Origin of the sequence: Streptomyces sp. HUAS YS2 (genome assembly GCF_033343995.1) — a bacterium.
Classification (GTDB): Bacteria; Actinomycetota; Actinomycetes; order Streptomycetales; family Streptomycetaceae; genus Streptomyces; species Streptomyces solicathayae.
In genome coordinates this window covers 6,047,459-6,073,683 of record NZ_CP137573.1, presented here as the reverse complement: position 1 = coordinate 6,073,683, position 26,225 = coordinate 6,047,459, and the positions used below count along the sequence as shown (strand labels likewise).

Here is a 26,225-nt window from a genome sequence, read left to right as displayed (position 1 = left end):
GACGGATTCCGTGGCGGGGCCCCGGACGACCCTCGGCAGGTCACGCGGCAGGGCACCCGGCGGGGGCGGGCCGACAGGCTGCCCGAACCACTGATTCCGCAGCGGGGGCCGGGGGCCGTTTCGGGCCCGCGCGGCCGAAAACAGCAGGCGCCCCGCATGACGCCGAAGAGCGACGGCGCAGGTCGCGGATGCCGCCTTTGGTGCGCCCAATGTTGCTCCCGGCGATGTCTCCGAGGCCCTGCCGTTCATGACGTGAGCCCGTCAAACTCACGCTCGGAGCACCCGGTTCCCCCACCCAGGACTGGAGAGCGCGATGTCCTCCTCCCCCCTCACCCACGCCTCCCGCACCGCCGCCGCGCTCCTCGCGGCCGCCGCCCTCGCCACCACCGCCGCCTCCCCCGCCGTGGCCGCCTCGGCCGCGGAGCCCGCGCCGGGCGCCGCGTACAAGGCCACGCACGACACCCTCGCCCCGCAGCGGCTCACCGCCGGGCAACGCGCCCTGACGGCCGAGAAGCAGGCGGACGCGGCGAGATCGTACGACCGGCTGCGCGCCGCCCCGCCGAGCACGCTCGGCACACTCGCCGGGTACAAGCTCTCCGGCGGCATCCACCAGTCGCAGAAGACCTCGTACTGGTGCGGCCCGGCGACGCTCGTCATCACCCAGTCGGCCCGCGACGAGGTGGCCGGCCGATCGCAGCAGGACGCGGCGACGCTGCTCAAGACCACCACCAGCGGCACCGCCTGGTACGGCATCAACATCAACGTGCCCAGCCCGACCGGCTATCCGATGGCGGACGCGCTCAACTACCGCCTCCCCGGGTCCGGTTACGTGCCGCGGGCGCTGCCGTACACCCCGACCGCGACGGACAAGGCCAACTTCAAGGCACACATCACGCACAACACCGACAACGACTACGGCATCGCGGGCAACGCCTGGGAGGTGCCGGGCGGACCGCACCTCGTCGGCCACCCGAACATCGAGATCTTCCACTGGGTCTCGATCGACGGCTACAACACCGACACCGCGGCCGGCCAGGTCAACTACCTGGACCCGGTGGGCGGCGTGAGCACGAGCGTCATCTCGTGGGCGGGCAGCGTCCCCAAGTCGGCTCACATCTCGTCCGACACCATCACCACCATCATGGGCGGCCGTGGGTACGTCTGGTAGCCACGGCCCGGCGCTGCCGATCGCACGGTCGGCCGCACGGCTGACCGCGCTGCTGCTGGCGGGCATCGTGCTCACCGGATGCTCGTCGGCACGGCGCGCCCCCGATCCGGCGCCCGCGCCCCGCCCCTCGCCCGCGGCCCGCGCCCTGGCCGACGCGTGCGAGGTCCCGCTGCCGGGCCCCTGGCGCACGGCTCTCGACGCCGGGGCGCTGCGCCCGCCGGACGGCGCGCGGGCGGTGCTCGCCGACGCAGGCCCCGGCTGGACGGCCGTCCAGCTCACCGGGGACGGGCGGCGAAGCGCCGCGCTCGTCAGCCGCGGCGGACCGCCGCGCATGCTCCTGACGCTCGCCGACCCGGTCGAGCACCAGCTCCTCGCGGCCGACTTCGACGGCCGGCACGCCGTCCTCGCCGTCCTGGAGGGCCGCACCCTCGACAGCCCGTGGAGCCTGTACGTGTGGGACTCCGGCAGCGGCAGGGCGCGCCGCCTCGCCCGCGCGACCGGCCCGGGTCCGCTGCCCCGCCCGGTCCTGCGCGACGCCACGGTCTACTGGGCGCAGGGCGTGGGGAACGGCCGGGCCACCGTGTACGCGGCGCCCGCGGCCGGCGGCACGCCGCGAGCCGTCCACACGGGTGTCATGGACGCCCCGTTCGCCGCCGGCGGCCTGCTGGTCTGGCGCGAGTCCGCCGGCGCGGGCACCCGGCTGACAGCGGTGTCCCGGGCGACGCTGCGGCCCGCCCCGCTGCCCGGCCCGATCGCCGCGCTCCGCGACGTCCGCGCCGTCGCCTCCGACGGCACGACCTGGGCCTGGGTGGCCGGGGAGCCGGAACAGCGGCTGATGGTGTGGCGCACCGGCGACGCCCGTCCCGCGGCGGCGGTGACCCGCTCCCCCGGCGCGGACGGCGTCGACCAGGTACGGGTCAACGGACGGCTCGTCACCTGGCGCACGCCGGAGACCTCGTACGCCCTGGACCTGCGGTCCGGCTCGTACGCGCGGATCACCCCGCCGTACGGGTACGCGCAGGGCGGCGGCGGCACGCTGGCGGTGGCGTACAGCGAGGGCAATGCCAAGACGGCCGGCGCGCGGGCGGTGATCCAGGTGGTGCGCGCGGACCGGCTGCCGGGGCTGCCGGGGTGCGGCTGAGGTTTGCGGGGCGCGTCGTCGCGCCAGGGATGGGACATGCCTGAGACCACAGTCGGTGAGACCGCAGTCGTCCTGTCCGAAGAGGTGCGGGAGGCGCTGGCCGCGCGGCGGCCGGTCGTCGCCCTGGAGTCGACGATCATCGCGCACGGGCTGCCTCGCCCGCGCAACCTCGCCGTCGCGCGGGAGCTCGAAGCGCTGGTGCGGGAGGGCGGCGCGGTGCCCGCGACGGTCGCCGTCCTCGACGGCACGGCCTTCGTCGGCCTGGGCAAGGAGCAGTTGGAGCGGGTCGCCGTCGACCCGTCGGTACGGAAGCTGGGCCACCGCGACCTGGCCCCGGCGCTGGCCACCGGCGCGAGCGGGGCGACCACGGTGTCCGCGACGGCGTTCCTGGCCGCGCGGGCCGGCATCCGGGTGTTCGCCACCGGCGGGCTCGGCGGGGTGCACCGCGGCTGGACGGACACCCAGGACGAGTCGGCCGACCTGCGGCTGCTCGCCCGTACCGGGATCGCCGTCGTCTGCGCGGGCGTGAAGTCGATCCTCGACGTGCCGGCGACGCTGCAGCGCCTGGAGACGCTGGGCGTCTCCGTGGTGGGCTACCGGACGGACCGCTTCCCCGGCTTCTACCTGACGTCGTCGGGCGAGCGGGTGGACTGGACGCTGGACTCCCCCGAGCAGGTCGCCGCGGTGCTGCGCGCCCAGGACGCGCTCGGCGGTCCGGACGCGGCGCTGATCGTCGCCAACCCGGTACCGGAGGGCGAGCAGCTGGACCCGGAGGTGCACGACCGGGTGCTGGGGGCGGCGCTCGACGAGTGCGCGGAGCGCGGGATCACCGGGCAGGCCGTGACGCCGTTCCTCCTGGAGTACCTGACGACGCACACGGCCGGAGCCTCGCTGGAGGCGAACCTGGCCGCGGTGCGCGGGAACGTGTGGCTGGCGGGCCGGATCGCGGCGGCGTACGCGTGACGGACGGCGCGGATCGGGTCGCCGGGACGGACGGCGGCGCGGATCGGGGTGGCCGGGCGGCTGGCGGCGCGGGTGGCGGTGCGCTGCTCGTCGTCGGGGACGTGGTCACCGATGTCGTCGCCCGGCACCGGGAACCGCTGGCGGCGGCGACGGACACGGTGGCACGGATCCGCACCCTGCCGGGCGGCGCGGGGGCCAACGCGGCGTGCTGGGCCGCGCGTTCGGGGTGCGCGGACGTCCGGATCCTCGCCCGGGTCGGGGCCGGGGACGCCGCCTGGCACGGCGTCGCGCTGCGCCGGGCCGGGGTACGACCGCTGCTGGTCCCCGATCCGGCCGTCCCGACGGCCACGGTCATAGCGCTGGTCGACGCCTCCGCCGAGCGGACCTTCCTGACCGACAGCGGGGCGGCGCTGCGGCTCGCCCCTGGCGACTGGTCGCCAGAGCTGCTGGAGGGTGTCGGCCACCTGCATCTGTCGGGGTATCTCTTCTTCGCGGACACCAGCCGGGCGACGGCACTGGCCGCGCTGGGCGACGCGCGGGCGGCCGGTGTGCCGGTGAGCGTGGACCCGGCGTCGGCGGGATTCCTGAAGGAGTGGGGGGTGAGGCGTTTCCTGGACGCGGTGGAGGGCGTCCGGGTGCTGCTGCCGAACGCGGACGAGGCCCGGCTGCTCACCGGCGAGGACGAACCGGAGGCGGCGGCCAGGGCGTTGAGCCGCCGGGTCCCGCTGGTCGCGATGACGCTGGGGGCGGCGGGCGGGCTGGTCGCCGAGGCCGGGCGGGTGACGGCGCGGGCCGCCGCGCCCCCGGTGCGCCCGGTGGACACGACGGGCGCGGGCGACGCGTTCACGGGCGCGTTTCTCGCGGCCCGCCTCGCGGGCGCCGGCCCCGCCGAGGCGGCGGAAGCGGGCTGCCGCGCGGGCGCGGCGGCGGTCCGCACGGTGGGCGGACGGCCGTAGGGGGAGGCCGAGTGGCAGCGGGCTTCAGGCGGGCAGACCGCTCCAGGCCGGGTGGCGGGGGTCGTCGGCGCGGACCACGACGTCGGCGGCGTCGGCCGGGCCGACCTCCGTCTCGTACCGCTCGAAGGCGGGCAGGGTCCAGCGGTCCTCGGTGCGGCGGGCCAGGGCGGCGGGTGACAGGCGCAGGTGGACGGTCAGGTCGAAGGGGAACCAGTGGCCCTGGAGGAACGGCCCGTGCAGCACCAGCACGCCGCCGGCCGCGAGTTCCGTGTACGGACTGCGGGTGGCGCGGTCCCTGACCGGGTCCCACAGGTCGGGCAGGACGCGCCCGGTGCCGCCCGCCTCCAGGGGTCCCAGCACCTCGCGCCAGAGCGCCCCGGTGTCGAACCAGCCGCTGTAGTACGCGTCGGGGTCCTGCTTGCCGTACTCGAACCGCAGCGACGCGGGGCGCAGGAAGCCGCCCGTCCCGACGACCAGCACCGAGCGGCCGCGCGCCCGCAGGGCGTTCGCGATCCGCTCGGCGGTCTCCGCGGTCGGGGCGGCGGGCGCGCCGTCGATCCCGACCTTGAGCCACGCGCTGCCGTCGCCGGGCTCGGCCGCGTCGACATGACCGGCGACGGCCTCGGCCAGCCGCTCCCAGGTGATCGGTTGGAATCTCACCCCGCCCATCCTGCCGGTCCGTCGCCGCCGGGGCCGTGCAGGGGCACTCCGAGCCGGTCCGCGAGGGCGGCCGCGGTCGCGAGCGGCTCGGCCCCGTCGTCCTCGCGCCAGACCGCCAGGACCGTCGGCAGTGCGTCGCCGTCCGGCCGCGCGCGTACGAGGGTGAGCACCAGCGTCCGGCCGGAGGTGTCGCCGTCCCACTCCAGGTGCAGGGCCACCGGCGGCGCGCCGGCCGGGCGCTCCGCGCGGCCGGTCAGCGTCTCCAGGTCCCGCGCCGGCCGCGGTTCGAGCCGGCCGGCGAGGACGTCCATGCGCCAGGCGACGAGGTCGACGCCGTCCCGGATGCTCGTCCCCGCGCCCTCGGCCGACGTACGGACGACGTGGATGGCCTGCACGCGGCGACGGCGGGCGATGCACCGGTCCACTTCCGCGCGCACGTCGGACGGGAGCGCTGCCCACAGATTCACGACCATGACCCTGACACTTTCATGATCGGCGGGATGCGAACAGCGGGTTTACGAACGGCGCGGCGCAGAACGGCCGGATGACGTCAGCCCTGCGCGCAGTCCGGGGCTTCCTCGTCGACGGAGAGCGGCGCACCCTTGGGCAGCAGGTAGCTGACGTACAGCACGAGGGGCTCGGTGCCCAGGTTGCGTCCGAGGTGCCGGTGCTTGTGGCCGGCGGGCTCGATGAAAGCCTTGCCCGCGGGCGTCACCTCGAGGGAGCAGTCGTCGAGGGTGCGGGTGAGCGTGCCGGACTGGACGACGACGATGACCTGGCCCGGGTGGTGGTGCCAGCCGGTGGTACCGCCGGGCGCGATGGTGATGGTCCGGACGGTGACGTCGGTGTCGCCCTTCGCGGGCTTGATCCGCAGGTCGCCGTCCGAGGTGCCCTTCGCCAGGATCGTGCCGGTCACGCCGCTGCCGGGGGTCGCGATGGCGGCGGACGGGACGACCGCCACCGCGGCGACGGTGCCGGCGACGACGAGGGCCTTGCGCAGCCGCCCGCCGCTCACCCGCCCGGCATCCCGCCGCTCGGACGTGCCGTTCCCCCTGGATATGCCGAGTCCCATGGTTTCCCCTCCAAGTCCTCGTGGCGGTCGTGCGATCCGCGACCGCCAAATGACCCCACGCTAGCGGATCATGGGCGGGGTGTGCGTTCGGTGATCTCGGCCCGGCCCGCTGCGACGGCCTCCGCGAGCGTCAACTCCCCTTCGGTCAGGGCCCGGCAGGTCGCCGTGTCGGTGCGCAGATACGCGTCGGGGTCGGTGACGGGTCCGTCGCCGTACCCGGACGGGATGCCGTCTCCGCCGAGCCGCACGTGGAACTCCCCTTCGTCGAGGGTCACTTGGACGACCCGGCCGGGTGCTCCCGGCAGCACGCCGAGCAGCGGGACCGCGAACCAGTGCGCGCGGACGGCGTCGGTGGGCCGGGGTTCGCCGAGTTCCGGCGCGCCGAACTCGGCGAGGGCGCGCAGGACGGGCAGCAACGCCCGTCCCCGCTCGGTGAGTTCGTAGACGTACGCGGAGACCGGGGGTGCGAGCCGGCGGCGGGCGACCAGTTCGTCCCGCTCCATGTCCTTGAGCCGGCCGGCCAGCATGTCCGTGCTGACGCCGGGCAGATCGGCGTGCAGGTCGGTGTAGCGGCGGGGGCCGGCGAGGAGTTCGCGGACGATCAGCAGCGTCCAGCGGTCACCGACGAGGTCCAGGGCCCGGGCGGCGGCGCAGTACTGGTCGTAGCTCCGGCGGCGCGGCTGGGGGCTCGACTGGCGTGGCTGACGTGGCATGGGACGCAGTCTAGACAAGTTGTTGGACTTTCCAAGCTCGAACTTGGTAAAACCAAGCAACAGCACTTCTGGGGAGGCAGTCGCATGGAGTTCCGGCAGTCGAGCAAGCTCAGCGAGGTCTGCTACGAGATCCGCGGCCCGGTCATCGAGCACGCCGACGCGCTGGAGGAGGCGGGCCACAGCGTGCTGCGCCTCAACACCGGCAACCCGGCGCTCTTCGGCTTCGAGGCCCCCGAGGAGATCGTCCAGGACATGATCCGGATGCTCCCGAAGGCGCACGGCTACACGGACTCCCGGGGCGTTCTGTCGGCCCGCCGGGCGGTGGCCCAGCGCTACCAGGCGATGGGCCTGCCGGAGGTCGACGTGGACGACGTCTTCCTCGGCAACGGCGTCTCCGAGCTGGTCTCCATGGCCGTGCAGGCACTGCTCGAGGACGGCGACGAGGTCCTTGTCCCGGCCCCCGACTTCCCGCTGTGGACCGCGGTCACCACCCTGGCCGGCGGCAAGCCGGTGCACTACCTCTGCGACGAGTCGGCCGACTGGTACCCGGACCTGGAGGACATGGCGGCGAAGATCACCGACCGCACCCGGGCCGTCGTGATCATCAACCCCAACAACCCCACCGGCGCGGTCTATCCGAAGGAACTGGTCGAGGGAATCCTCGACCTCGCCCGCCGCCACAACCTGATGGTGTTCGCCGACGAGATCTACGACCGGATCGTCTACGACGACGCCGTCCACTACCCTGCCGCCTCCCTCGCCCCGGACCTCGTCGTCCTGACCTTCGGCGGCCTGTCGAAGACGTACCGGGTGGCGGGCTTCCGCTCCGGCTGGCTGGTCGTCACCGGCCCCCGGCAGCACGCGAAGAACTACCTGGAGGGGCTCACCATGCTCGCCTCCATGCGGCTGTGCCCCAACGCCCCTGCCCAGTACGCCATCCAGGCCGCGCTCGGCGGCCGGCAGTCGATCGACGAGCTCACCGCCCCGGGCGGCAGGCTGTACGAGCAGCGCGACAAGGCGTGGGAGAAGCTGAACGAGATCCCCGGCGTCTCGTGCGTGAAGCCGAAGGGCGCGCTGTACGCCTTCCCCCGGCTCGACCCGAAGGTGCACCCGATCCACGACGACGAGAAGTTCGTCCTGGACCTGCTGCTCCGCGAGAAGATCCAGGTCGTGCAGGGCACCGGCTTCAACTGGCCCCGCCCGGACCACTTCCGGATTCTCACCCTGCCGTACGCCGACGACCTCGACGCGGCGATCAGCCGGATCGGCCGCTTCCTGAGCGGTTACAAGCAGTAGCGCCGCAAAAGGAGCGGGCCCGGGGGCGTAGCCAACCCCCGAGCCCTGTGTGTGCCGTTCACGATCACACGCCGGACGGCATGCGGCTCCGGGTCAGTCTCATGACGCCGCGTCCTACCTTTGGACCACCGCAGATCGAGCTCCGCGGGCTGGAGTCGAACCAGCATTTCGACGCGTGTGGGCCCGGGCCCGGTCGTCCGGCGATGAACGGCGAATGCTGAGTCTGGAGCAAGAGTCTGAGTCTGATCGCGCCCCCGTTCGACGGGGCCGCGGATTCACGACAAGCTTCAGTTTCAGCTTTGCGCTCCTCGCGCACCCCGACCGCCTTGCACGGCCGGGGAGTTCATGAGGCTACCCGAACAGGTAGCCGAAGACGGCGTCCCCCACGCGCTGGTCGGCGACCTCGGTGGCGTTGGCCTCCTCGCGGGCGAACTTCACCGCCTGCTGGAGCTTCTCCACCCGGTCCACCAGCTCGTTCACCCGGCGGGCGGGCAGCGCGCCGGAGAACTTCACCGTCGTCCAGTACCCGACGGGCACGTCCTCGTAGTACACCTCGACCTGGGCCGGGTGCTTCTCCGTGGCCTCGGCCTTCACGTGGTTGCGCGGCACCTTCTTCGTCCGGACGGTGCGCACCGCCTCGGTCTTCCAGGCATCGGTCGACGGATCCTGCGTCCAGGACTCGGCCGCGTCGAGCACCGGAAGCCTGCGGACGAAGGCCATCAGGTCCGCCAACTGCTTCTCCAGGAACAGGAGATACGAGACGGGAGTCTGGCCGATCACGACCCGGCCGTCGACGACGACGTCGGCGCGCGCCTCGCAGTTGGCCCAGTCCTTGGTGGCGGTCACATCGAACAGTCGGGTGAGCGTCCTGGCCGTGTCCTTCAGGACCTCCTCGGCCTTCAGCTGCACCAGCGTCGACTCGGGCGGCAGCTGCTCGCCCTCCTCGTCCTTGGGCTGGTAGGTCCGGGCGATGCCCGCGAGCAGGGCCGGCTTCTGCAGTCCCTGGTGAGCAGCCGTCAGGTCCTGCTGCGCCTTGGACTTGACGCCCTTCTCCACTGCGATGATCTGATTGAGTTTCGTTGCCACGTCGCGACCATAACGCGCTCGCGGACGGCGTCTCGAACGAATATCGCAGGATCGTGCCGACCGAGTCGAAGGAGTACGCGGACATGGACGCGGCGCTGACAGCCGTCCTCGGAACCCTGCTCGGCGTGGCCGCCACGCACTGGTTCCAGAGCAGGGCCACCGAGCGCACGGCGACGCTGGCCCGGGACGAGCAGCTGCGCCAGGAACGGATCGCCACGTACAGCGCGTTCGCGGGCGCGCTGGTCGACTACCGGCACAGCCAGAACGACCGATGGTTCCGGGCGCTCGAGGTGCCGGGCACGGAGACCGCGGAGGAGGCGCGCTACGCCTCGTACGCGCGGCGCCGCGCCGCCAGTCAGGCGCTCTTCCGGGTCCAGCTGGTCTGCGACGACCCGGAGACCCGTCAACTGGCCGAGATCGCCTTCGAGGTGACGAACGGCATCCACGAGGCCAACGACGAGGAGGACCGCGCGAGCCGCGGCGCGCAGGCCAAGGAGGCCATCTCGTCGTTCATCTCCGCGGCCGCGCCCGGAGTCCGCTGAGGGAGGCTGCCATGGACCTCGTCGCACCCGTCGTCGTCGAGCCGCTGCGGGCCCGGCGCTGCTCCGAGTGCCACTCGGGGCCGCTGGAGCGGATGGTGCTGGAGTTCAACGCTCCGCTCTGTCTGGACTGCGCCGACCTCGGCCATCTGGTGTTCCTGCCGCGCGGCGACACGGCGCTCACCCGCCGGGCCCGCGAGGCGAGTGCGCTGTGGGCCGTGGTGGTACGGCACAACCGGCGCCGGACCCGGTACGAGCGGCAGGGCCTGCTGGTCGAGGAGGCCGCCCTGGCCGGGGCGGAAGCGGCCTGCCTGGCCGACGCCGAGGCGCGGGCGCGGCGGCGGGCGCGGGACGCGGTGCGGCGGGACGCGCAGGACGTGCAGGTGCGGGAGACGCTGGCCGCCGAGATCCGGCGGCTCTTCCCGCGCTGCCCGGAGGACCGGGTGGCGGAGGTCGCGGCGCACGCCTCGCAGCGGGGCAGCGGGCGGGTGGGGCGTACGGCGGCCGGCCGGGCGCTGGAGCGGGGCGCGGTCACGGCGGCGGTACGGGCGTCCGTACGGCATGTCGACACGGACTACGACGCGTTGTTGATGCGGGGCGTGCCCCGGCACCAGGCCCGGACGAGGGTGGCACCGGCCATCGAGGCGGTGCTCCGGGCCTGGCGGGGGTGAGCGCGGGCCGTCCCGGTGGGGACGCGGCTCGGCGCCGGGCGCGGGCGGGAGCGGCGGCCGGAAGGGCCGCGGCTCACCGGCGGGCGCGCCCCGGCGCGGGCGTACCGGTGAGGGCGTACCGGTGAGGGTCGCTCAGGCGCGCACGCCGGCCGACCGGGACCTGCGGTACAGGATCGCGCCGCCCAGCAGCAGGGCCGCGCTCGCGGGGATCCCGTAACCGGCGATGTTCGCGCCGGTCTCGGCGAGCGCCACGGAGTCGGCCTGCGGCGCGTGGGCCGGCGGCTTGGCGACGCTCTCGCCCGGGGCGGGCGTGGCCGGCTTCCCGGGCGGGTTGGGCTCGGGGTGCTCGGGGGTGAGCGGCCCGTTGGTCGAGGTGTTGCCGAACGCGGGGTTGCCGATGCCGACGACGTTGACCGAGTTGCCGCTGACGTTCACGGGGAGGTGGACGGGCAGCTGGACCAGGTTGCCCGAGAGCACTCCGGGCGAGCCCTTCGCGATGCCTTCGGCGGTCGCGCCACCACTGTTCGACGAACCGCCGCCGTTCGTCCCGCCGCCGTTCGTCCCGCCGGCGTGCGACCCGCCGTTGGCGCCGCCGCCGTTCCGGCCGCCGCCGGCCCGGGGGGTACCCGGCTGATCCTTGTGGGACCCGGCGCCCTGCGAGCCGCTCGCCGCGTCGGAGCCGCCGGAACCGTTCGCGCAGCGGTTGCCGGCGGCCGGATTGAGCGCGCCGACGACGTTGACGGTGTTCCCGCAGACGTTGACCGGGACGTGCACCGGCAGCTGCACCGTGTTGCCGGAGCCGACTCCCGGTGAACCGACGGCGGCGCCTTCCGCGGCCGAGTCGGCGTGCGCGTAGCCCGCCGTGAGGGCGAGCGCGCCGCCCGTGACCATCAGTGTGGCCAGACCACTTCGGCGAATCTGCCTCATGGCTTCCTGCCTTCCGGAGGTGTGACGGGCATGCGCCCGTACCGGAAATAACGCCCAACGCAGGCCCCCGGATCAGCCCCGTCGCTCGTTTCACCCCATCGGGTGGCATGACTTCGAAACCCGCGGGGCACCCTTGCGGGTCGCCGCCTTGCCAGGACGGGCCGGTCGGGGGCCGCGCGGGGACTGTCCGCGGCCGTTCGGGGTAACGCTCCCCCATGACCGACCGTCCGCTCCTCCTCCTTGACGTCGACGGCCCGCTGAACCCCTACGCGGCCCGGTTCCCCCGGCTGCGCGGCTACACCGCGCACCGGTTCCGGCCGTCCGACTGGTCGTCCCGGCAGACCCCCGGGTCCCGCAGGCTCCGGCGCGGCCTGAAGGTGGTGCTCAACCCGGCGCACGGGCCGCGGCTGACGGCGCTGCCCTTCGAACTGGCCTGGGCCACCACCTGGATGCACGAGGCGAACGAGATGATCGCCCCGGTCGTCGGGCTGCCGACGGACCTGCCCGTCATCGAGTGGCCCGAGCCGTTCGCCACCGACACGGACGGCCTCTACTGGAAGACCCGGCCACTGCTCGAATGGGCGGCGGGGCGGCCCTTCGCCTGGGTCGACGACATGATCACGCGACGCGACGAGACGTACGTGGCGGCCCGCCACGACGCCCCGGCGCTGCTGCTGCGGATCCATCCGCGGCAGGGGCTGCGGGAGAGCGACTTCCTGACGCTGACGCGCTGGGCCGAGGAGCACGGCCGGGGCGTGCCCCGCGGCGTCAGCGGCCCATGAGCGCGGTGAGAGCGCCGACGGGGTCGGCGTCCGGGGTGCCGCGGGGCCACCAGTCCTCGCGGTCGGCGTCCGACTCGTAGCCGTACCAGAGGCCGTCGCGGCCGAGGCGGAGCTGGAGCGTGCGGCCGGACAGCCGGTTGCGCCAGGGCCGGAAGGCCGGCAGGTCGGCGGCGAGCAGCGCCGGTCTGGCCCGGTCGAAGGGTCCGGCGGGCGGGTCCCAGGGTTCTTCGAGGACCGCGAGGCCGGCGGGACCGCCCTGCCGCCAGGCGGCGACGGCACGGGCCAGGTCGGTCGGGGTGCGGTCCAGGGCCGCCGCGAGGTCGCGGTAGAGCGCGCGGGTGGAGGCCGTCAGGCCGGAGCCGGGGTGCGCGGCGGCCAGCCGGACGGCGTCCTGCCAGGGCGTGAGCGCGGCCACCGGGTCCTGTCCGGTGGTCAGGAAGGCGTGCGCGCGGGCGGCGGCCTCGGTGGCCAGCAGGTCGAGCGCCAGAGGGTCGGGGGCGTGACGGTCGGGCGGGGGCACGGGTGGCCGGCCCGGCTGTACGGGGGCGGGCAACGGCTCGGGCAGCGGCGGCAGTGCGCGTCCCCCGGTGCGCGGGGGCAGCGCGTCGCGGGCGGGGAGGGTCGGCATCGCCGGTGCGGCGGTCGTGGCCTCGGCGGCGGACCGGGCCGCGTTGCGCCGGGTCAGCGCGGCGAGGATCTCCTGCTCGCCGCGGCCGCGCATCAGGAACAGGACGAACGGGTCCTCGTCGAGCAGCCGGGACGCCTGGTAGCAGAGGGCGGCGGCGTGCTTGCACGGGAAGCCGTCGTCGGGGCAGGAGCAGTCGGGGATCAGGTCCCCGGGCGCGGGCAGCAGGTCGGCGACGGCCGCGAGGGCGTGCGGCACGTCCTTGTCGAGCAGGGCGGCGATGTGGTCGGGGCGGGCCGCGGCCGCGTCGAGGAACCGTTCCCAGCCGTCGTCGCCGAGCGTGCGGAGCCGGATCTCGGTGCGGTACGGGCGGGGCCGGCTGCCGTGCACGTACGCGACGACCCGGCCGGGCGTGACAGTGATCGCGTCGACCTGGCCGCGGCCCGCGTACGCCCGGCCGCGGGCGAGCCGGGCCGGATCGAGGGCGGTGTCCTCCAGGGCCTCCACCCAGGCGTTGCCCCACCAGGTGGCGGCGAACCGGCCGTCGGGAGCGGCGCGCGGGGGCACCGCAGGGAAGGTCCGGCGCCGGTCGTCGTGGCGGGCGGCCGGGCCGCTTCCGGGACCGCCGGCGGGAACGCGGGGGCGGTTCACGACGGCCTCCTCAGGGACACCAGGTCGGCCAGTTCGCGGTCGGTCAGCTCGGTGAGGGCGGCCTCGCCGGAGCCGAGGACGGCGTCGGCGAGCGCCTTCTTGGAGCGGAGCAGTTCGGCGATGCGGTCCTCCACCGTGCCCTCGGCGACGAGCCGGTGGACCTGCACCGGCTGCGTCTGCCCGATGCGGTAGGCGCGGTCGGTGGCCTGGTCCTCCACGGCCGGGTTCCACCAGCGGTCGAAGTGCACGACATGGCCGGCCCGGGTCAGGTTGAGCCCGGTGCCGGCGGCCTTGAGAGACAGCAGGAACACCGGCACCTCGCCGGACTGGAAGCGGTCGACCATCCGCTCCCGCTCGGCGACCGGGGTGCCGCCGTGCAGGAGTTGGCTCGGGATCGCGCGGGCTGCGAGGTGGTCGGAGAGCAGCCGCGCCATCGCGACGTACTGGGTGAACACCAGGACCGAGCCGCCCTCGGCGAGGATCGTGTCGAGGAGTTCGTCGAGCAGGGCGAGCTTCCCGGAGCGGCCGGCGAGGCGGTGGCCGCCGCGGCCGGCGGTCTCCTTCAGGTACTGGGCGGGGTGGTTGCAGACCTGTTTGAGCGAGGTGAGCAGCTTCATCACGAGGCCGCGGCGGGCGATGCCCTCGGCGCCCTCGATCTGCGCCATGGTCTCGCGCACCACCGCCTCGTACAGCGAGGCCTGTTCGCGGGTGAGGGCCACGGGGTGGTCGGACTCGGTCTTGGGCGGCAGCTCGGGCACGATCCCGGGGTCGGACTTGCGGCGGCGCAGCAGGAACGGCCGGACGAGCCGGGCGAGGCGCTCGACGGCCTCCTGGTGCTCGATCTCCTCGTTGTTCTCCACGGCCCGGGCGTGCCGGGCGCGGAACGCCTTGAGCGGGCCGAGGAGTCCGGGGGTGGTCCAGTCGAGCAGTGCCCACAGTTCGGAGAGGTTGTTCTCCACGGGGGTGCCGGTGAGGGCGACCCGGGCGGGCGCGGGGATGGTCCGCAGCGCCTTGGCCGTCGCGGAGAAGGGGTTCTTGACGTGCTGCGCCTCGTCGGCGACGACCATCCCCCACTCCTGCTCGGCCAGTCGGGGCGCGCTGGTGCGCATGGTGCCGTACGTGGTGAGCACGAAGCCGCCGTCGAGGCCGTCGAGGGAGCGATCGACGCCGTGGAAACGCCGGACCGGGACTCCGGGGGCGAACCGCTGTACCTCCCGCTGCCAGTTGCCGAGGAGCGAGGTCGGGCAGACGACGAGGGTGGGGGCGCGGCGGGCGCGGCGCAGGTGCAGGGCGATCAGCGTGACGGTCTTGCCGAGGCCCATGTCGTCGGCGAGGCAGCCGCCGAGGCCCAGCGAGGTCATCAGGTCCAGCCAGGCGAGGCCGCGCAACTGGTAGTCGCGCAGGGTGGCGTCGAGTCCGGGCGGCGGGGCGATCGCCTCGGGCCCGCCGACGAGGCGGTCCCGCAGGGCCGCGAGGGCGCCGACGGGCACGGCGGGCACGGTCTCGCCGTCGATCTCGGCGGCGCCGGTGAGGGCGACGGCGAGCGCGTCCGCCGGTTCCAGCAGGCCCAGTTCGCGCTTGCGGGCCTTGCGGACGAGGGCCGGGTCGACGACCACCCACTGGTCGCGGAGCCGGACGACGGGGCGGTGCGACTCGGCGAGCGCGTCCATCTCCCGTTCGGTCAGCGGGTCGCCGTCCAGGGCCAGCTGCCAGTTGAAGCGAAGCAGTTCCTCGCTGTCGAAGAACGAGCTGCCGTCGGTGGCGGAGCCGGGCGCGGAGCGGGCGGGGCGGACGACCGCGGTGGCGGTGAGCGAGCGGGCCAGTTCGCGAGGCCAGTGCACGGCGACGCCGGCGTCGGCGAGCCGGGCGGCGGCCGGGCCGAGGAGTTCGTACAGCTCGTCCTCGGTGACGGCCAGAACGTCGGGGACGTCGCGCTCCAGGAGCCGCCCGAGCGGCGGCCAGACCCGGGCGGCGCGGCGCAGCGCGAGGACGGCGTCGATCCGGGCGCGCGGCCCGAAGTGCTCGTCGCCGTCCCCGGCCCACAGGGCGGCGGCGTCGATGACGAGCGTGGGGTCGGCGAGGCTGTGCACCTGGAGCAGCGCGGCGGCGGCCTGCCGTTCCTCGCCGCCCTCCTCGGAGACGTCGAAGAGTTCGTACCCGGACAGGTCGAGGCGGAGCGAGACGCGGACCCCGGCGTCCATGCCGGCCGCGGCCTCCGCCGCCCAGGCCCGGGCCCCGGGGAGATGCTGCGGCTCCCGGGCGGCGAACGGCCGGCCGGCCGCGTGCGGGGCAGCCGGGGTGCGGGGCAGGGTGTCGGCGACGGCGTCGAGGAAGGCCCGGACCAGCGCCTCGGGGTCGGGCACCCGAAGCGGACCGGTCCCCGGCACGGGCACGGCGTGGGCCTCGTACGGCATGGCCGCGGCGACGGCCCGGAGGTGGGCGATGTCGTCCGGGTCCAGCGGGCCCGCCCGCCAGGCGTCGAGATCGTCGACGGTGAGCCCGGGCAGCAGCCTGCCCCGCGCGGTGAGCTGCAGTGCGTGCAGGGCGGCGGCGCCCCAGCACGCGGCGGCGGGGTGGGCGGCCGGGTGGCGCCGGGCGGCGACCAGATGCGGCAGGGCCGCGTCGACGGGCAGGACGACGGCGGAGACGGTCCGGCCGCGGGCGCCGTTGCCGTGCCGCCGTACGACGGTGATCTCGGCGCGCGCACCGGCCCCCTCCGGGGGCTCCGGCAGCGGCTCTCCGTCGGGCGACCAGAAGGCGATCCGCCCCTCGCGGGGCAGGGCGGCGGGCAGGAAGACGGCGGCGTGGCGGTGCCATGCGTGGCCCACGACCTGGTCACCTCCCCTCCGCGACGGATTCCGACTGGATCTCCGACCTTACGGGCGAGGTCTGACAACCGGCGTCGGCGCGGCGTCGCCCGGGCGGCCCAGCATCGGATGACAGGGGGTGCGGCGCGCGGGATGGTGGCGGGAACAGTGCCACCGCCCCCGCCGTACCGACCCGTACAGACGAGGATCCGCCATGCTCCCCAACCGGCGCCTCGGCATCGCCGCCGCGGCCGTGCTCCTGTCCCTCGCCGCCACGGGCTGCTCCAGCCTCGGTCGCACCGCGGTGGGCACGCTCACGTACGAGACCGAACGCGAGTTCGTGATCACGCAGACCAGCCCGTCCGTGAACGGCTGCCACAGGCTGCTTGCGCCGTCCGGCGTGCCGAGGATCGAGAACCGCACACTGAACGACATCATCCTGTACCGGACCCGGAACTGTCAGGGCAAGGACCCCATCTACGTGGCGACCAACACCAGCGACTCCATCGCGCCCGGATCGCTGCCCTGGCGCAGCTACACGGTCGTCCACTGACCCGCGCACGCCCGCCGGACACGACGGCGCGCCGCACCCGGACCCCCGTCCCGGGCGCGACGCGCCGTCGCCTTACCACCCTCCCGCCGCGCGGCTAGCGCAACAGGAAGTCCTGGGCCGCGCGGGCACCGTCGCCGCGGCTCTGTGTGGAGTGGCCGGAGCCCGGGACGACGACCAGTTCGGCCCGCGGGGTCCGGGCCGCGACCTGCCGGGCCCACGTCATCGGCGTCGACAGGTCGCGGTCGCCGGCCAGCAGCAGGACCGGCATGGTCAGCGGCCCGTCGGGTGTGGCCGGGAGCGGGCGCGAGGACGGCCAGGGCAGGCACGTCCGCGGGATGCCCTGCTCACCCGCCGTCCGCCGTTCGAAGGGCCACACGTCGGCCGGCCGGATCGCCCGCACCGCCCGGGCCAGGGCCTTCTCCCGGCCTTCGACGGGCGCGGCGGAGTCGCCCCAGGGCCAGGCCGAGTCGGCGCACAGGGTGGCCGCGTGCAGGCCGGAGCTGAAGTCCTCGGCCGGTTCGCCGCCCGGGTCGGCGAACCCGGCGACCAGCCGGTCGAGCGGTGCGCGGTCGCCGCCCGCCGAGGCGTGCAGCGCGTCGAGGATGCGGAACCTGGGGTCGTCGAGCTTCGGGTCGACGATGCTGGCGATCACCAGCAGGTTGAACACGCCGACGCCGTTGCCGTCGCGGCGGACGACCGCGGCGAGGTCCTTCGCCGGGTCGAAGCCGCAGCTCTGCTCCCGGCAGGCGGTGCGCAGCACCCAGGCGGAGTGGCGCATCGCGTCCTCGTAGAGGACGCCCGCGCCGTCGAGCGGGACGACGGAGTCCAGGACGAGCCTGCGCACCCGGCCGGGGTGCCGCAGGGCGTACTGGCCGGCGGTGAAGGTGCCGTACGAGACGCCGTCGAGGGTCCAGGACGGCAGGTGCAGGGCCCGGCGCAGGTCCTCGAGGTCGGCGACGGTGTCGGCGGTCGTGTAGAAGTTCCGCTTCTCGCCGAGGAGCCCGGCGCAGGCGCGCACCGCGTCCGGTGTCGGGGCGACGGTGTCGCTGCCGCCGACCTGCTTCTGGAGGTCGGGGCAGTCGATCGCCCCGGTGCCGGTGCCGCGCTGGTCGATCATCACGAGCCGGTACTCGGCGAGCGCCTCGGGGAGCCGCTCCCGCATCCGCGCCACGTACGGCACTCCGGGCTGGCCCGGCCCGCCGGTGAGGAAGAGCAGCGTGCCACGGGGCGCGTCGGCCGGGCCGTACACGGCCGTGCGCAGGGTGAGCGTGCCCGGCTGCTTCCCGGTGCGGTCGAGCGGCACGGTCAGGTCGGCGCAGGTCACGTCGGGCTGCCCCGGGCAGGGGCGGTGGCCGGTCAGGACGGGTGCGCCGGCGTCGCCGCCGGGCAGTCCGGACGTCCGGGCGGCGCCGGCCGGCGCGGCGCCGGCGCACGCGACGGCGGTCAGGACGGTCGCCAGTGCCACGCCGGCTCTGGTGAGCAGGGTCATCGTCGGTCCCCCGGGGTGAACGCTCGAAGTCGTCGGTCGGATCACCGACATCGTGGGGCCCGCCCGCTTCCGCGGCGTTGAAGATTCATGCGCGATCGGCGAGAAGTCGCCGTACGGCGCTGGGGAGATGACCCGTATGGGTGCGGCAGGTCCGGGTCAGATGGGCCTGGTCGGCGAATCCGTACGCGGCGGCGAGGGTCCGCAGGCCGTCGTGGCCCTCCTCCAGTTGCTGGAGGACTCCACGGACGCGCAGTTCGTTGCGGTAGCGCGTCAGGGTGGTACCGGTGACGGCGTGGAAGACCCGGCTGAGGTGGTGGGGCGAGACGCCGACCGCGCGGGCCAGGTCCTCCAGGGGCAGGAGCAGCGCCGGGATCCCGCCCGCCAGGACGGCGCAGGTGTCCCGTACGAGGCGCTGGTGGACGCGTACCGTGCTCCGGCGGGCGGGGCTGTCGGGGCTCCACCGGCCGGCCGTGGCGGCGAGTTCGTCGAGCAGCAGGTGGATCCGCTCGGCCAGTTCGAAGGTCTCCGCGCCGCGCCGGGCGGCGGCCAGCAGGGCCCGGTGCCGCAGATCGGCGGCGCCGCTGACGGTGAGCCGGCGGGAGGTGCGGGGGCCGTCGAACCGGTCGGCGTACAGCTGCGGGCCGATCCGGATGTCGGTGGACCGGTCGCCGGGTCCGACCGGGTGGGCGACGTGGTGCTCGTCGCCCGGGGCGGTCAGGTAGCCGCCGGTCGCGTCGACGAAGAACTCCTCACCCGCCACCCGCCGCAGATAGCCGCCGGAACGGGTGAGGACCACGCAGTGCTCCTCCTGTTGTCCGGGCCCGACGAACGACGTCCGGTCCTCGCAGCACAGGATGTCGACGACGGTGATCCCGGCGGCCTCGATGCGGCCGCAGTGGGCGCCGCGTCGCGAGCGGACGACTTCGCTGCGCAGCAGCTCCGCCGTTCCGCACGCGGTCCACGGGCGCCTTCCGGTCTCCTCCATGGCGGGGTCATGCCCGGCGCGACAGCAGGGCGAACAGGCGGGCGTTCTGCTCCCGGCGGTTCCAGGCCACGACGGCCAGCAGCACCGCGAAGATCACCGGGGTGAACCAGAACTGTCCGTCGAAGAAGGTCAGCGTGAAGACGAACGCCCCGACCATCAGCCCGATCAGGGCCGTTGCCGCCACGCTCGACAGGACCGGGATCACCAGCGCGATCGCCCCGGCCAGTTCGAGCCCGCCGATCGTGTACATGAACCAGTCGCCCCAGCCGATCTTGTCGAAGCCCTCCGCGGCGGAGGCGTGGCCGACCAGCTTCGGCGAGGCGCTCGGGATCGCGAAGAACAGGGCGAGGACGATCTGCAGGACGCGCACGGAGATGTCCGCGCGGCGGCTCAGGCGCTTCCCGGGAACGGTGAGGGGAGCGGAGGCGACGGTGGTCTCGGGGGTCAGGGCGGTCATCGTGTGCTCCTCGTGTCGGCGTTGCGTTCGCTTTCACAGAGGTAGACGGTGCGGCCGTCGCCAACTCATCGCTCCCCGGGCGACTTTCTCCGATCAGTTGGCCGGGTAGCGGTCGAAGGAGTGCACCGGCATCCCGTTCGCGACCTCACCGTGCTCGAACTGCAGGCTGAAGTCGTCGGCGAGTTCGGCGATCACCGCCCGTCCCTCCGTCAGTGTCAGCCACTGCGGCGGCAGTTGGACCTCGCCGTGCGCGGCGCCCAGCAGGTTCCCGCAGAGCGAGCCCGTGGAGTCGCTGTCCCCGGAGTGGTTCACCGAGAGCAGCAGGGCCTCGGCCACGGAGTCGGCCGGTGCGAGGAAGCAGTACACGGCGATGGCGAGCGCCTCCTCGGCGACCCAGCCGGCCCCCAGCGACTCCACCCGCTCCGCGTTCGGCGCGCCGGGAGCGGCCGCCAGGTCCACGGCGGCCCGCAGCGCCGCCGTCGTCTCCTCGTGCCCGGCGTGCCGCCGCAGCAGGTCCATCGCCCGTAGCACCGCCGCCGGCCCGGATTCGCCCTGGAGCAGGTACGCCACGACCGCCGCGAACGCCCCCGCGGAAGCGGACGCCGTCGGGTGGCCGTGGGTGATCCGGGAGGCCGCCGCGGCGCGCTCGAACGCCCGGGACGGGCTCCCGCCGGTCAGCCCGAACGGCGCGGACCGCATGACGCTGCCGCACCCCTTCGACTCCGGGTTGACCGGCCCGGGCTCCCCCGGCGCGGCCGACGGGGCGGGGACGTGCCGCGCGGCGATCCCGGTCAGGCAGGCGTTGCCCGGTGCGCGGCGCGCGTACAGCCAGGGCTGGGTGCGCAGCCAGCCCGTACGGACGACGTCGTCGCCGCCGCGCACGGGCGGGGCGGGGTGGTTCTGCGTGTCGAGCCAGCGCCGGTACGCGTGCAGGAGGCACGTGGTCTCCGCCCCGCCGATGCCCTTGGCTGTGCCCCGCGCGTGCGCCCTGATCAGGCCCTCCGCGGTGAACAGCGTCATCTGCGTGTCGTCGGTGACGCGGCCGGTGACCCCGTCCCCGTCCGGCACCATGCCGGTGACGCCGCGCTCGCCGTACGCACGCCGGATCCCGTCCAGGGAGAGGAACTCGACCGGGTTGCCGAGCGCGTCCCCGATCGCGCCGCCCAGGAGACAGCCGCGCACTCGGGAGCGGCGCACCGCGGTCTCCTGCCAGCTCCCGCCCCGCCAGGACCAGCCGTCCACATCCGCCCCCACTTCGTTCGGTACCGGTGAACGTCGACGACGGGGGTACATCCTCAGTAGGCCCTCGTGGCCTCGCGAGGAGGTGCGACCGTCATGCGCACCGGGAATGAGCCGGTGACCGCACGCAGCCCGCTGCGGATGCGGTTCTGGCTGAGTCTATGGGGTCTGCTCTGGGCCGCCTTCGGCACGGCCGTGTTCGCGCTGCTCGGCAGCACCGGCTGGGCGACGGCCTGCGGGGTGCTGTTCGTGGTGGTGGCCGTCGACATGGTCATGGTCCTGCGCCACATCCACCAGGGCGCGCACTACCAGCCGGGCCGCGACATCCCCCCGTACGAACCCGACCACGGCGGCGACGGACGGCGCCGGTGACTCACTCCGCCGTGTCGAACCCGGCCTTCTCCAGGTACTCGGGCTTGGGGTCGAGCGCGGCCGCGAGCCGGAAGTGCCGGGTCGCCTGCTCCGGTCGTCCGGCGCGCTGGAAGGTGCGGGCGAGCGCGAAGTGCGCGAAGGCGTTGTCCGGCTCGCGGTCCACGATGTGCTGGAACTCGCGCTCCGCCGCCCTCAGTTGCGCGGACGCGAAATAGGCGCGCGCCCGCAGGAGACGGGCCGACCGGCTCTCGGGATGGGCGGCGATGACGGTGTCGAGCAGCTTGATCGCGCCGCGCGGGTCCCGAGCGTCGAGCAACTGCTCGGCCGCGCGGAAGGCGATGACGTGGGTCTCCGGGTTCGGTTGGGCCACGCTGACATCCTTCCCTCGCTCCGGGTGGTGCAACGTCCGGTCCGGCGGCGGTATTCCGTACGCGGCACCGCCCGGCCCGCCACGATCCCTACCCCGTTCGGCGCGCGAAGGTGCGGCGGCCTACCGGCTTTCCGCGGCCCGTTCCCGCAGCTGCTCCCAGACCTTGCGGACCTGCGGCTCCAGCGCGTCCAGCGGCCCGTCGTTGTCGATGACGAGATCGGCGACGGCACGCCGCTGCTCGGCGGTGGCCTGGGCGGCCATCCGGTTCCGGGCCTCCTCCTCCGACATGCCCCGGATCCGGACCAGCCGGTCGAGCCGGGTCCCGGCGGACGCGTCGACGACGACCACGAGGTCGTACAGCGGGGCGAGGCCGTTCTCGGCGAGCAGCGGCACGTCGTGGACGACGACGTCCTCCGGGCCGGCCAGTCGCTCCAGCTCCGCCGATCGGGCGCCGACCAGCGGGTGGACGATGGCGTTGAGCGTGGCCAGCCGCTCGGCGTCGGCGAAGACCAGCGAGCCGAGCTTCGGCCGGTCCAGGGTGCCCTCGGCGGTGAGGACGCCCTCGCCGAACGCCTCGACGATCGCCGCGAGACCGGGGGTGCCGGGCTCGACGACCTCCCGGGCGATCTTGTCGGCGTCGATCAGTACGGCCCCGTACGAGACGAACAGCCGCGACACTTCGCTCTTGCCGGCGCCGATTCCGCCGGTGAGGCCCACTTTCAGCATGAGCGGCAGCTTAGACGGGGGTGTGCGACCGGGTGAACGGGGCCCTCAGGCCTGGGGCGCCTCAGGCAGAGGCGTCCCAGGCTGGGGCAACTCGGGCTTGGGGCCCTCAGGCATGGGGCGGCTCAGGCCTCGCCCTCGCGTTCCGCGAGGAAGCGCTCGAACTCGCGGCCGATCTCGTCCGCGGACGGCAGGTCGACGGGCTCGGCGACCAGGTTGCCACGGGTCTCGGCGCCGGCCATGGCGTCGTACTGGTGCTCGAGGCCCTGGACCAGGGACACGAGCTCCTCGTCCCCCTCGCCGATCTGGCGCTCGATCTCGGTCTGGGTGCGCTGCGCCTCGGTCCGCAGGGCGTGCGCCACACCGGGCAGGACCAGACCGGTCGCGGCGGTGATCGCCTCCAGGGCGGTCAGCGCGGCGTCCGGGTAGGCCGAGCGGGCGACGTAGTGCGGCACGTGCGCGGCGACGCCGAGCGTGTCGTGCCCGGCCTCCGTCAGCCGGAACTCGAGCAGGGACTCGGCGCTGCCGGGCACCTGGGCCTCGTCGAAGGGGCTGCGGTGGCCGGGCATGAGGTCGGTGCGGTTGCCGTGCGGGGTCAGGCCGACGGGGCGGGTGTGCGGGACGCCCATGGGGATGCCGTGGAAGTTCACCGCGAGCCGCACGCCGAGGCGCTCCACCATCTGCCGGACGGCGAGCGCGAAACGCTCCCATTCGACGTCCGGCTCGGGTCCGGAGAGCATCAGGAACGGCGCGCCGGTGGCGTCCTGGACGAGACGCACCTCGATGGCGGGGGTCTCGTAGGCCGTCCAGCGGTCGCGGCGGAAGGTCAGCAGGGGCCGGCGGGCGCGGTAGTCGACCAGCCGGTCGTGGTCGAAGCGGGCGACGACCTGGTGCGGCAGGGTGTCGAGGATCCGGTCGACGATCTGCTCACCGGCCTCACCCGCGTCGATGTATCCGTCGAAGTGGTACAGCATGACCAGTCCGGCCGACTCCTGCGCCAGCGCCATGTCGACGACGGCCAGACCCTTCGCGTCCCACTCGTACAAATCCTGGGGATCAAGCACGATTACCGCTCCTCCTCGTGTCCGTACGTGTCAACGCCGGTCACAGGGGGTGCATTCCCCTCGCCGCGAGGGTTTCGCGCCGGACACACGACAGAGGCCCGCCTCCCGGACGAACCGGGAAGCGGGCCTCTGTACGAGCGGCTAGCTACTGGCTGCTAGCGCAGAGCCTGTTCAGCTCTGGCCGCCGGCCAGCTTCTCGCGCAGCGCGGCGAGGGCCTCGTCCGACGCCAGGGCGCCGGAGTTGTCGTCCGACTCCGAGGAGTAGGAGCCACCGGTCGGCGCGGCGGCCGGAGCGGCGGCGCCACCCTCGGCAGCGGCGGCCTCGTCGGCCTCGCGGGACTTGATGACCTGGGCCTGGTGCTGCTCGAAGCGCTGCTGCGCCTCGGCGTACTGGGTCTCCCAGGCCTCGCGCTGAGCCTCGTAGCCCTCGAGCCAGTCGTTGGTCTCGGGGTCGAAGCCCTCGGGGTAGATGTAGTTGCCCTGGTCGTCGTAGGACGCGGCCATGCCGTACAGGGTCGGGTCGAACTCGACCGAGGCCGGGTCGGCACCGAAGGACTCGTTGGCCTGCTTCAGCGAGAGGCTGATGCGACGACGCTCGAGGTCGATGTCGATGACCTTGACGAAGATCTCGTCGTTGACCTGGACGACCTGCTCCGGGATCTCCACGTGGCGCTCGGCCAGCTCGGAGATGTGGACCAGACCCTCGATGCCCTCGTCCACGCGGACGAACGCACCGAACGGAACCAGCTTCGTGACCTTACCCGGGACGACCTGGCCGATCTGGTGGGTACGGGCGAACTGCTGCCACGGGTCCTCCTGGGTCGCCTTCAGCGACAGGGAGACACGCTCGCGGTCCATGTCCACGTCGAGAACCTCGACGGTGACCTCCTGGCCGACCTCGACGACCTCGGACGGGTGGTCGATGTGCTTCCAGGACAGCTCGGAGACGTGGACCAGACCGTCGACGCCACCCAGGTCCACGAAGGCACCGAAGTTGACGATCGAGGAGACGACGCCGGAGCGGACCTGACCCTTCTGGAGGGTCGTGAGGAACGTCTGGCGGACCTCGGACTGGGTCTGCTCGAGCCAGGCGCGGCGGGACAGGACCACGTTGTTGCGGTTCTTGTCCAGCTCGATGATCTTCGCCTCGAGCTCCTTGCCCACGTAGGGCTGGAGGTCGCGGACACGACGCATCTCGACCAGGGAGGCCGGGAGGAAGCCGCGGAGGCCGATGTCGAGGATGAGACCACCCTTGACGACCTCGATGACGGTACCGGTGACGATGCCGTCCTCTTCCTTGATCTTCTCGATGGTGCCCCAGGCACGCTCGTACTGGGCGCGCTTCTTCGAGAGGATCAGACGGCCTTCCTTGTCCTCCTTCTGGAGAACAAGGGCCTCGATCTCGTCGCCGACCTTGACGACCTCGTTCGGGTCGACGTCGTGCTTGATCGAGAGCTCGCGGCTCGGGATGACACCTTCGGTCTTGTAACCGATGTCGAGCAGGACCTCGTCCCGGTCGACCTTCACGATGACGCCGTCGACGATGTCGCCGTCGTTGAAGTACTTGATCGTCTCGTCGATCGCGGCGAGGAAGGCTTCCTCGTTACCGATGTCGTTGACCGCAACCTGCGGGGTGGTGGCGGTGGTCTCGGTGCTGCTCGTCATGTGGGAAAGGGCTCCGGTTACGGACAGAAAGTCGTAGGTACTGCTACGCCGAGAGCCCGTATCGCACTGAAGAAGCCGGACAGCCAATGAAGCGCCTTCCCGACGAACGGGGGGCGCCTCGAGAACCGAGGGGACTGCAACAGTTGCGAGCGCGGCCTGCTCCGTCTGAGGCGCGCAGGCCCGCAGCGCAACCTTTAGCATACGGGGGCAGCCGGACACGGTCAATGCGCGAAGCGCACACCCGGGGCAGATCGCCCTAAACCCGGCACAAGTCGTGTCCCCCCAGGCCACCCGGCCGGGGAGTCGGCACGGCCGACACTGAGCGCAAACTACAACGACGGGCGAGATGAACCAAGACCACGGACCGGACGAGGACGCGGAGGCGACACGCCGTGACGCGGGGGACGCGGAGAGCAGCCGCGCGAGCCGCGGCTGGTGGGACCGGAACGCCGACGAGTACCAGAACGACCACGGAGCGTTCCTCGGGGACGACCGGTTCGTCTGGGGGCCGGAGGGGCTCGACGAGGCGGAGGCGGGGCTGCTCGGCCCGGCCGGCGCGCTGAAGGGCCTCGACGTCCTGGAGATCGGCGCCGGCGCGGCGCAGTGCTCGCGCTGGCTGGCGGCGCAGGGCGCCCGGCCGGTGGCCCTGGACCTCTCGCACCGGCAGCTCCAGCACGCGCTGCGGATCGGCGGGGAGGTCCCGCTGGTGGAGGCGGACGCGGGCGCGCTGCCGTTCCGGGACGGCTCCTTCGACCTGGCCTGCTCGGCGTACGGCGCGGTGCCGTTCGTCGCGGAGCCGGTGAACGTGTTCCGGGAGGTGCGGCGGGTGCTGCGGCCGGGCGGGCGCTGGGTGTTCTCGGTGACGCACCCGATCCGCTGGGCGTTCCCGGACGAGCCCGGGCCGGAGGGGCTGAGCGTCGCCGCGTCGTACTTCGACCGCACGCCGTACGTCGAGCAGGACGAGACGGGACGCGCGGTGTACGTGGAGCACCACCGGACGATCGGCGACCGGGTGCGGGACGTGGTGGCCGGCGGGTTCCGGCTCCTGGACCTGGTGGAGCCGGAGTGGCCGGCGTGGAACAGCCAAGAGTGGGGCGGCTGGTCCCCGCTGCGGGGGAACCTGATCCCGGGCACGGCGATCTTCGTCTGCGAGCGGATCGACGACTGAACCCTCCTCACCTATTAGTCGTACGAGTGGGCCGGGGCTGTGGACAGTGAGCTCCGGCCCGCTCGGCGACGTACGAGACTGAA

General features: G+C 73.8%; 27 protein-coding genes. 11 read left to right on the top strand and 16 right to left on the bottom strand.

The window, feature by feature from the left end; translation table 11 throughout:
• Window positions 1–313: 313 nt before the first annotated feature.
• The 4 genes from R2D22_RS28125 to R2D22_RS28110 are packed head-to-tail and all read left to right on the top strand — an operon-like array spanning window position 314 to window position 4,228.
• On the top strand, window positions 314–1,168 hold the full coding sequence (locus R2D22_RS28125; RefSeq protein WP_318107489.1) for a hypothetical protein: 855 nt from the start codon (window positions 314–316) through the stop codon (window positions 1,166–1,168).
• The gene (locus R2D22_RS28120; protein WP_318107488.1) at window positions 1,152–2,309 is read left to right on the top strand and encodes a hypothetical protein; all 1,158 of its coding nucleotides are present in this window, start codon (window positions 1,152–1,154) and stop codon (window positions 2,307–2,309) included. Before R2D22_RS28125 ends, R2D22_RS28120 begins: the two co-directional genes overlap by 17 nt.
• Before the next feature lie 36 nt (window positions 2,310–2,345).
• On the top strand, window positions 2,346–3,272 hold the full coding sequence (locus R2D22_RS28115) for a pseudouridine-5'-phosphate glycosidase (RefSeq protein ID WP_318107487.1): 927 nt from the start codon (window positions 2,346–2,348) through the stop codon (window positions 3,270–3,272).
• On the top strand, window positions 3,269–4,228 hold the full coding sequence (locus R2D22_RS28110) for a carbohydrate kinase family protein (protein WP_411977088.1): 960 nt from the start codon (window positions 3,269–3,271) through the stop codon (window positions 4,226–4,228). The genes R2D22_RS28115 and R2D22_RS28110 overlap by 4 nt, the downstream gene beginning before the upstream one ends.
• 24 nt (window positions 4,229–4,252) lie before the next feature.
• Here R2D22_RS28110 and R2D22_RS28105 read toward each other — a convergent pair whose 3' ends face one another.
• From R2D22_RS28105 to R2D22_RS28090, 4 genes are all read right to left on the bottom strand, one after another.
• On the bottom strand, window positions 4,253–4,888 hold the full coding sequence (locus R2D22_RS28105; RefSeq protein ID WP_318107486.1) for a nucleoside/nucleotide kinase family protein: 636 nt from the start codon (window positions 4,886–4,888) through the stop codon (window positions 4,253–4,255).
• Window positions 4,885–5,355 (bottom strand): hypothetical protein, encoded by a 471-nt coding sequence (locus R2D22_RS28100; protein ID WP_318107485.1) that lies wholly within the window; start codon window positions 5,353–5,355, stop codon window positions 4,885–4,887. The genes R2D22_RS28105 and R2D22_RS28100 overlap by 4 nt, the downstream gene beginning before the upstream one ends.
• An 83-nt stretch (window positions 5,356–5,438) precedes the next feature.
• On the bottom strand, window positions 5,439–5,960 hold the full coding sequence (locus R2D22_RS28095; protein WP_318107484.1) for a cupin domain-containing protein: 522 nt from the start codon (window positions 5,958–5,960) through the stop codon (window positions 5,439–5,441).
• A 68-nt stretch (window positions 5,961–6,028) separates the two neighbouring features.
• Window positions 6,029–6,673 carry a winged helix-turn-helix transcriptional regulator gene (locus R2D22_RS28090; protein ID WP_318107483.1) on the bottom strand — a complete coding sequence of 215 codons (645 nt, stop codon included), beginning with the start codon at window positions 6,671–6,673 and terminating at the stop codon, window positions 6,029–6,031.
• Window positions 6,674–6,757: 84 nt separating this feature from the next.
• Here R2D22_RS28090 and R2D22_RS28085 point away from each other — a divergent pair, with 84 nt between their 5' ends.
• Entirely contained in the window at window positions 6,758–7,969 is a 1,212-nt protein-coding gene (locus R2D22_RS28085) for a pyridoxal phosphate-dependent aminotransferase (RefSeq protein WP_318107482.1), read from the top strand.
• Window positions 7,970–8,320: 351 nt separating this feature from the next.
• Here the strand turns inward: R2D22_RS28085 and R2D22_RS28080 are convergent, their stop codons facing one another.
• Window positions 8,321–9,055, bottom strand: coding sequence for a DUF7873 family protein (locus R2D22_RS28080; RefSeq protein WP_318107481.1), 735 nt, complete (start codon window positions 9,053–9,055; stop codon window positions 8,321–8,323).
• Window positions 9,056–9,108: 53 nt separating this feature from the next.
• Here R2D22_RS28080 and R2D22_RS28075 point away from each other — a divergent pair, with 53 nt between their 5' ends.
• Together R2D22_RS28075 and R2D22_RS28070 are read left to right on the top strand one after the other, a co-directional pair.
• A complete protein-coding gene (locus tag R2D22_RS28075) occupies window positions 9,109–9,597 on the top strand; it encodes a hypothetical protein (protein ID WP_318107480.1) in 489 nt (162 codons plus the stop codon).
• 11 nt (window positions 9,598–9,608) lie between these two features.
• Window positions 9,609–10,265, top strand: coding sequence for a DUF2293 domain-containing protein (locus R2D22_RS28070; protein WP_318107479.1), 657 nt, complete (start codon window positions 9,609–9,611; stop codon window positions 10,263–10,265).
• Between the two features lie 132 nt (window positions 10,266–10,397).
• On the opposite strand, the gene R2D22_RS28065 is transcribed toward R2D22_RS28070, so the two are convergent.
• A complete protein-coding gene (locus R2D22_RS28065; protein ID WP_318107478.1) occupies window positions 10,398–11,192 on the bottom strand; it encodes a chaplin in 795 nt (264 codons plus the stop codon).
• A gap of 215 nt (window positions 11,193–11,407) precedes the next feature.
• On the opposite strand from R2D22_RS28065, the gene R2D22_RS28060 reads away from it, so the two are divergent.
• A complete protein-coding gene (locus R2D22_RS28060) occupies window positions 11,408–11,974 on the top strand; it encodes an HAD domain-containing protein (RefSeq protein ID WP_318107477.1) in 567 nt (188 codons plus the stop codon).
• On the opposite strand, the gene R2D22_RS28055 is transcribed toward R2D22_RS28060, so the two are convergent.
• A complete protein-coding gene (locus tag R2D22_RS28055; RefSeq protein WP_318107476.1) occupies window positions 11,961–13,250 on the bottom strand; it encodes an SWIM zinc finger family protein in 1,290 nt (429 codons plus the stop codon). The genes R2D22_RS28060 and R2D22_RS28055 overlap by 14 nt on opposite strands.
• A complete protein-coding gene (locus R2D22_RS28050) occupies window positions 13,247–16,078 on the bottom strand; it encodes a DEAD/DEAH box helicase (protein ID WP_318107475.1) in 2,832 nt (943 codons plus the stop codon). Before R2D22_RS28050 ends, R2D22_RS28055 begins: the two co-directional genes overlap by 4 nt.
• Before the next feature lie 193 nt (window positions 16,079–16,271).
• On the opposite strand from R2D22_RS28050, the gene R2D22_RS28045 reads away from it, so the two are divergent.
• Window positions 16,272–16,610, top strand: a complete 339-nt coding sequence (locus R2D22_RS28045) for a hypothetical protein (protein WP_318107474.1) — start codon at window positions 16,272–16,274, stop codon at window positions 16,608–16,610.
• A gap of 94 nt (window positions 16,611–16,704) precedes the next feature.
• Here the strand turns inward: R2D22_RS28045 and R2D22_RS28040 are convergent, their stop codons facing one another.
• From R2D22_RS28040 to R2D22_RS28025, 4 genes are all read right to left on the bottom strand, one after another.
• Window positions 16,705–18,099 carry an alpha/beta fold hydrolase gene (locus R2D22_RS28040; protein WP_318107473.1) on the bottom strand — a complete coding sequence of 465 codons (1,395 nt, stop codon included), beginning with the start codon at window positions 18,097–18,099 and terminating at the stop codon, window positions 16,705–16,707.
• 85 nt (window positions 18,100–18,184) lie between these two features.
• A complete protein-coding gene (locus tag R2D22_RS28035) occupies window positions 18,185–19,084 on the bottom strand; it encodes a helix-turn-helix domain-containing protein (RefSeq protein WP_318107472.1) in 900 nt (299 codons plus the stop codon).
• 7 nt (window positions 19,085–19,091) lie between these two features.
• Window positions 19,092–19,541 carry a DoxX family protein gene (locus R2D22_RS28030; protein ID WP_318107471.1) on the bottom strand — a complete coding sequence of 150 codons (450 nt, stop codon included), beginning with the start codon at window positions 19,539–19,541 and terminating at the stop codon, window positions 19,092–19,094.
• A 93-nt stretch (window positions 19,542–19,634) separates the two neighbouring features.
• Window positions 19,635–20,738, bottom strand: a complete 1,104-nt coding sequence (locus R2D22_RS28025) for an ADP-ribosylglycohydrolase family protein (protein ID WP_318107470.1) — start codon at window positions 20,736–20,738, stop codon at window positions 19,635–19,637.
• Between the two features lie 138 nt (window positions 20,739–20,876).
• Between R2D22_RS28025 and R2D22_RS28020 the strand changes: the two genes are divergently transcribed.
• Window positions 20,877–21,152 (top strand): DUF6343 family protein, encoded by a 276-nt coding sequence (locus R2D22_RS28020; protein WP_318107469.1) that lies wholly within the window; start codon window positions 20,877–20,879, stop codon window positions 21,150–21,152.
• A gap of 1 nt (window position 21,153) precedes the next feature.
• On the opposite strand, the gene R2D22_RS28015 is transcribed toward R2D22_RS28020, so the two are convergent.
• From R2D22_RS28015 to rpsA, 4 genes are all read right to left on the bottom strand, one after another.
• On the bottom strand, window positions 21,154–21,522 hold the full coding sequence (locus R2D22_RS28015) for a tetratricopeptide repeat protein (RefSeq protein WP_318107468.1): 369 nt from the start codon (window positions 21,520–21,522) through the stop codon (window positions 21,154–21,156).
• Between the two features lie 120 nt (window positions 21,523–21,642).
• Window positions 21,643–22,248 (bottom strand): dephospho-CoA kinase, encoded by a 606-nt coding sequence (gene coaE / locus R2D22_RS28010; RefSeq protein ID WP_318107467.1) that lies wholly within the window; start codon window positions 22,246–22,248, stop codon window positions 21,643–21,645.
• Between the two features lie 122 nt (window positions 22,249–22,370).
• Entirely contained in the window at window positions 22,371–23,309 is a 939-nt protein-coding gene (locus tag R2D22_RS28005; RefSeq protein ID WP_318107466.1) for a PAC2 family protein, read from the bottom strand.
• 171 nt (window positions 23,310–23,480) lie between these two features.
• The gene (gene rpsA / locus R2D22_RS28000) at window positions 23,481–24,974 is read right to left on the bottom strand and encodes a 30S ribosomal protein S1 (RefSeq protein ID WP_318107465.1); all 1,494 of its coding nucleotides are present in this window, start codon (window positions 24,972–24,974) and stop codon (window positions 23,481–23,483) included.
• 346 nt (window positions 24,975–25,320) lie between these two features.
• Here rpsA and R2D22_RS27995 point away from each other — a divergent pair, with 346 nt between their 5' ends.
• On the top strand, window positions 25,321–26,142 hold the full coding sequence (locus tag R2D22_RS27995; protein ID WP_318107464.1) for a class I SAM-dependent methyltransferase: 822 nt from the start codon (window positions 25,321–25,323) through the stop codon (window positions 26,140–26,142).
• The last annotated feature ends 83 nt before the right edge of the window (window positions 26,143–26,225 follow it).

What these genes read in the sequence shown, in the direction of transcription:
- R2D22_RS28125 (WP_318107489.1), top strand. Translation starts at nt 314, where the DNA reads ATGTCCTCCTCCCCCCTCACCCACGCCTCCCGCACCGCCGCCGCGCTC.
- R2D22_RS28115 (WP_318107487.1), top strand. Translation starts at nt 2,346, where the DNA reads ATGCCTGAGACCACAGTCGGTGAGACCGCAGTCGTCCTGTCCGAAGAG.
- R2D22_RS28095 (WP_318107484.1), bottom strand. Translation starts at nt 5,960, where the DNA reads ATGGGACTCGGCATATCCAGGGGGAACGGCACGTCCGAGCGGCGGGAT.
- R2D22_RS28090 (WP_318107483.1), bottom strand. Translation starts at nt 6,673, where the DNA reads ATGCCACGTCAGCCACGCCAGTCGAGCCCCCAGCCGCGCCGCCGGAGC.
- R2D22_RS28085 (WP_318107482.1), top strand. Translation starts at nt 6,758, where the DNA reads ATGGAGTTCCGGCAGTCGAGCAAGCTCAGCGAGGTCTGCTACGAGATC.
- R2D22_RS28070 (WP_318107479.1), top strand. Translation starts at nt 9,609, where the DNA reads ATGGACCTCGTCGCACCCGTCGTCGTCGAGCCGCTGCGGGCCCGGCGC.
- R2D22_RS28065 (WP_318107478.1), bottom strand. Translation starts at nt 11,192, where the DNA reads ATGAGGCAGATTCGCCGAAGTGGTCTGGCCACACTGATGGTCACGGGC.
- R2D22_RS28060 (WP_318107477.1), top strand. Translation starts at nt 11,408, where the DNA reads ATGACCGACCGTCCGCTCCTCCTCCTTGACGTCGACGGCCCGCTGAAC.
- R2D22_RS28045 (WP_318107474.1), top strand. Translation starts at nt 16,272, where the DNA reads ATGCTCCCCAACCGGCGCCTCGGCATCGCCGCCGCGGCCGTGCTCCTG.
- R2D22_RS28040 (WP_318107473.1), bottom strand. Translation starts at nt 18,099, where the DNA reads ATGACCCTGCTCACCAGAGCCGGCGTGGCACTGGCGACCGTCCTGACC.
- R2D22_RS28035 (WP_318107472.1), bottom strand. Translation starts at nt 19,084, where the DNA reads ATGGAGGAGACCGGAAGGCGCCCGTGGACCGCGTGCGGAACGGCGGAG.
- R2D22_RS28030 (WP_318107471.1), bottom strand. Translation starts at nt 19,541, where the DNA reads ATGACCGCCCTGACCCCCGAGACCACCGTCGCCTCCGCTCCCCTCACC.
- R2D22_RS28020 (WP_318107469.1), top strand. Translation starts at nt 20,877, where the DNA reads ATGCGCACCGGGAATGAGCCGGTGACCGCACGCAGCCCGCTGCGGATG.
- coaE (WP_318107467.1), bottom strand. Translation starts at nt 22,248, where the DNA reads ATGCTGAAAGTGGGCCTCACCGGCGGAATCGGCGCCGGCAAGAGCGAA.
- rpsA (WP_318107465.1), bottom strand. Translation starts at nt 24,974, where the DNA reads ATGACGAGCAGCACCGAGACCACCGCCACCACCCCGCAGGTTGCGGTC.
- R2D22_RS27995 (WP_318107464.1), top strand. Translation starts at nt 25,321, where the DNA reads ATGAACCAAGACCACGGACCGGACGAGGACGCGGAGGCGACACGCCGT.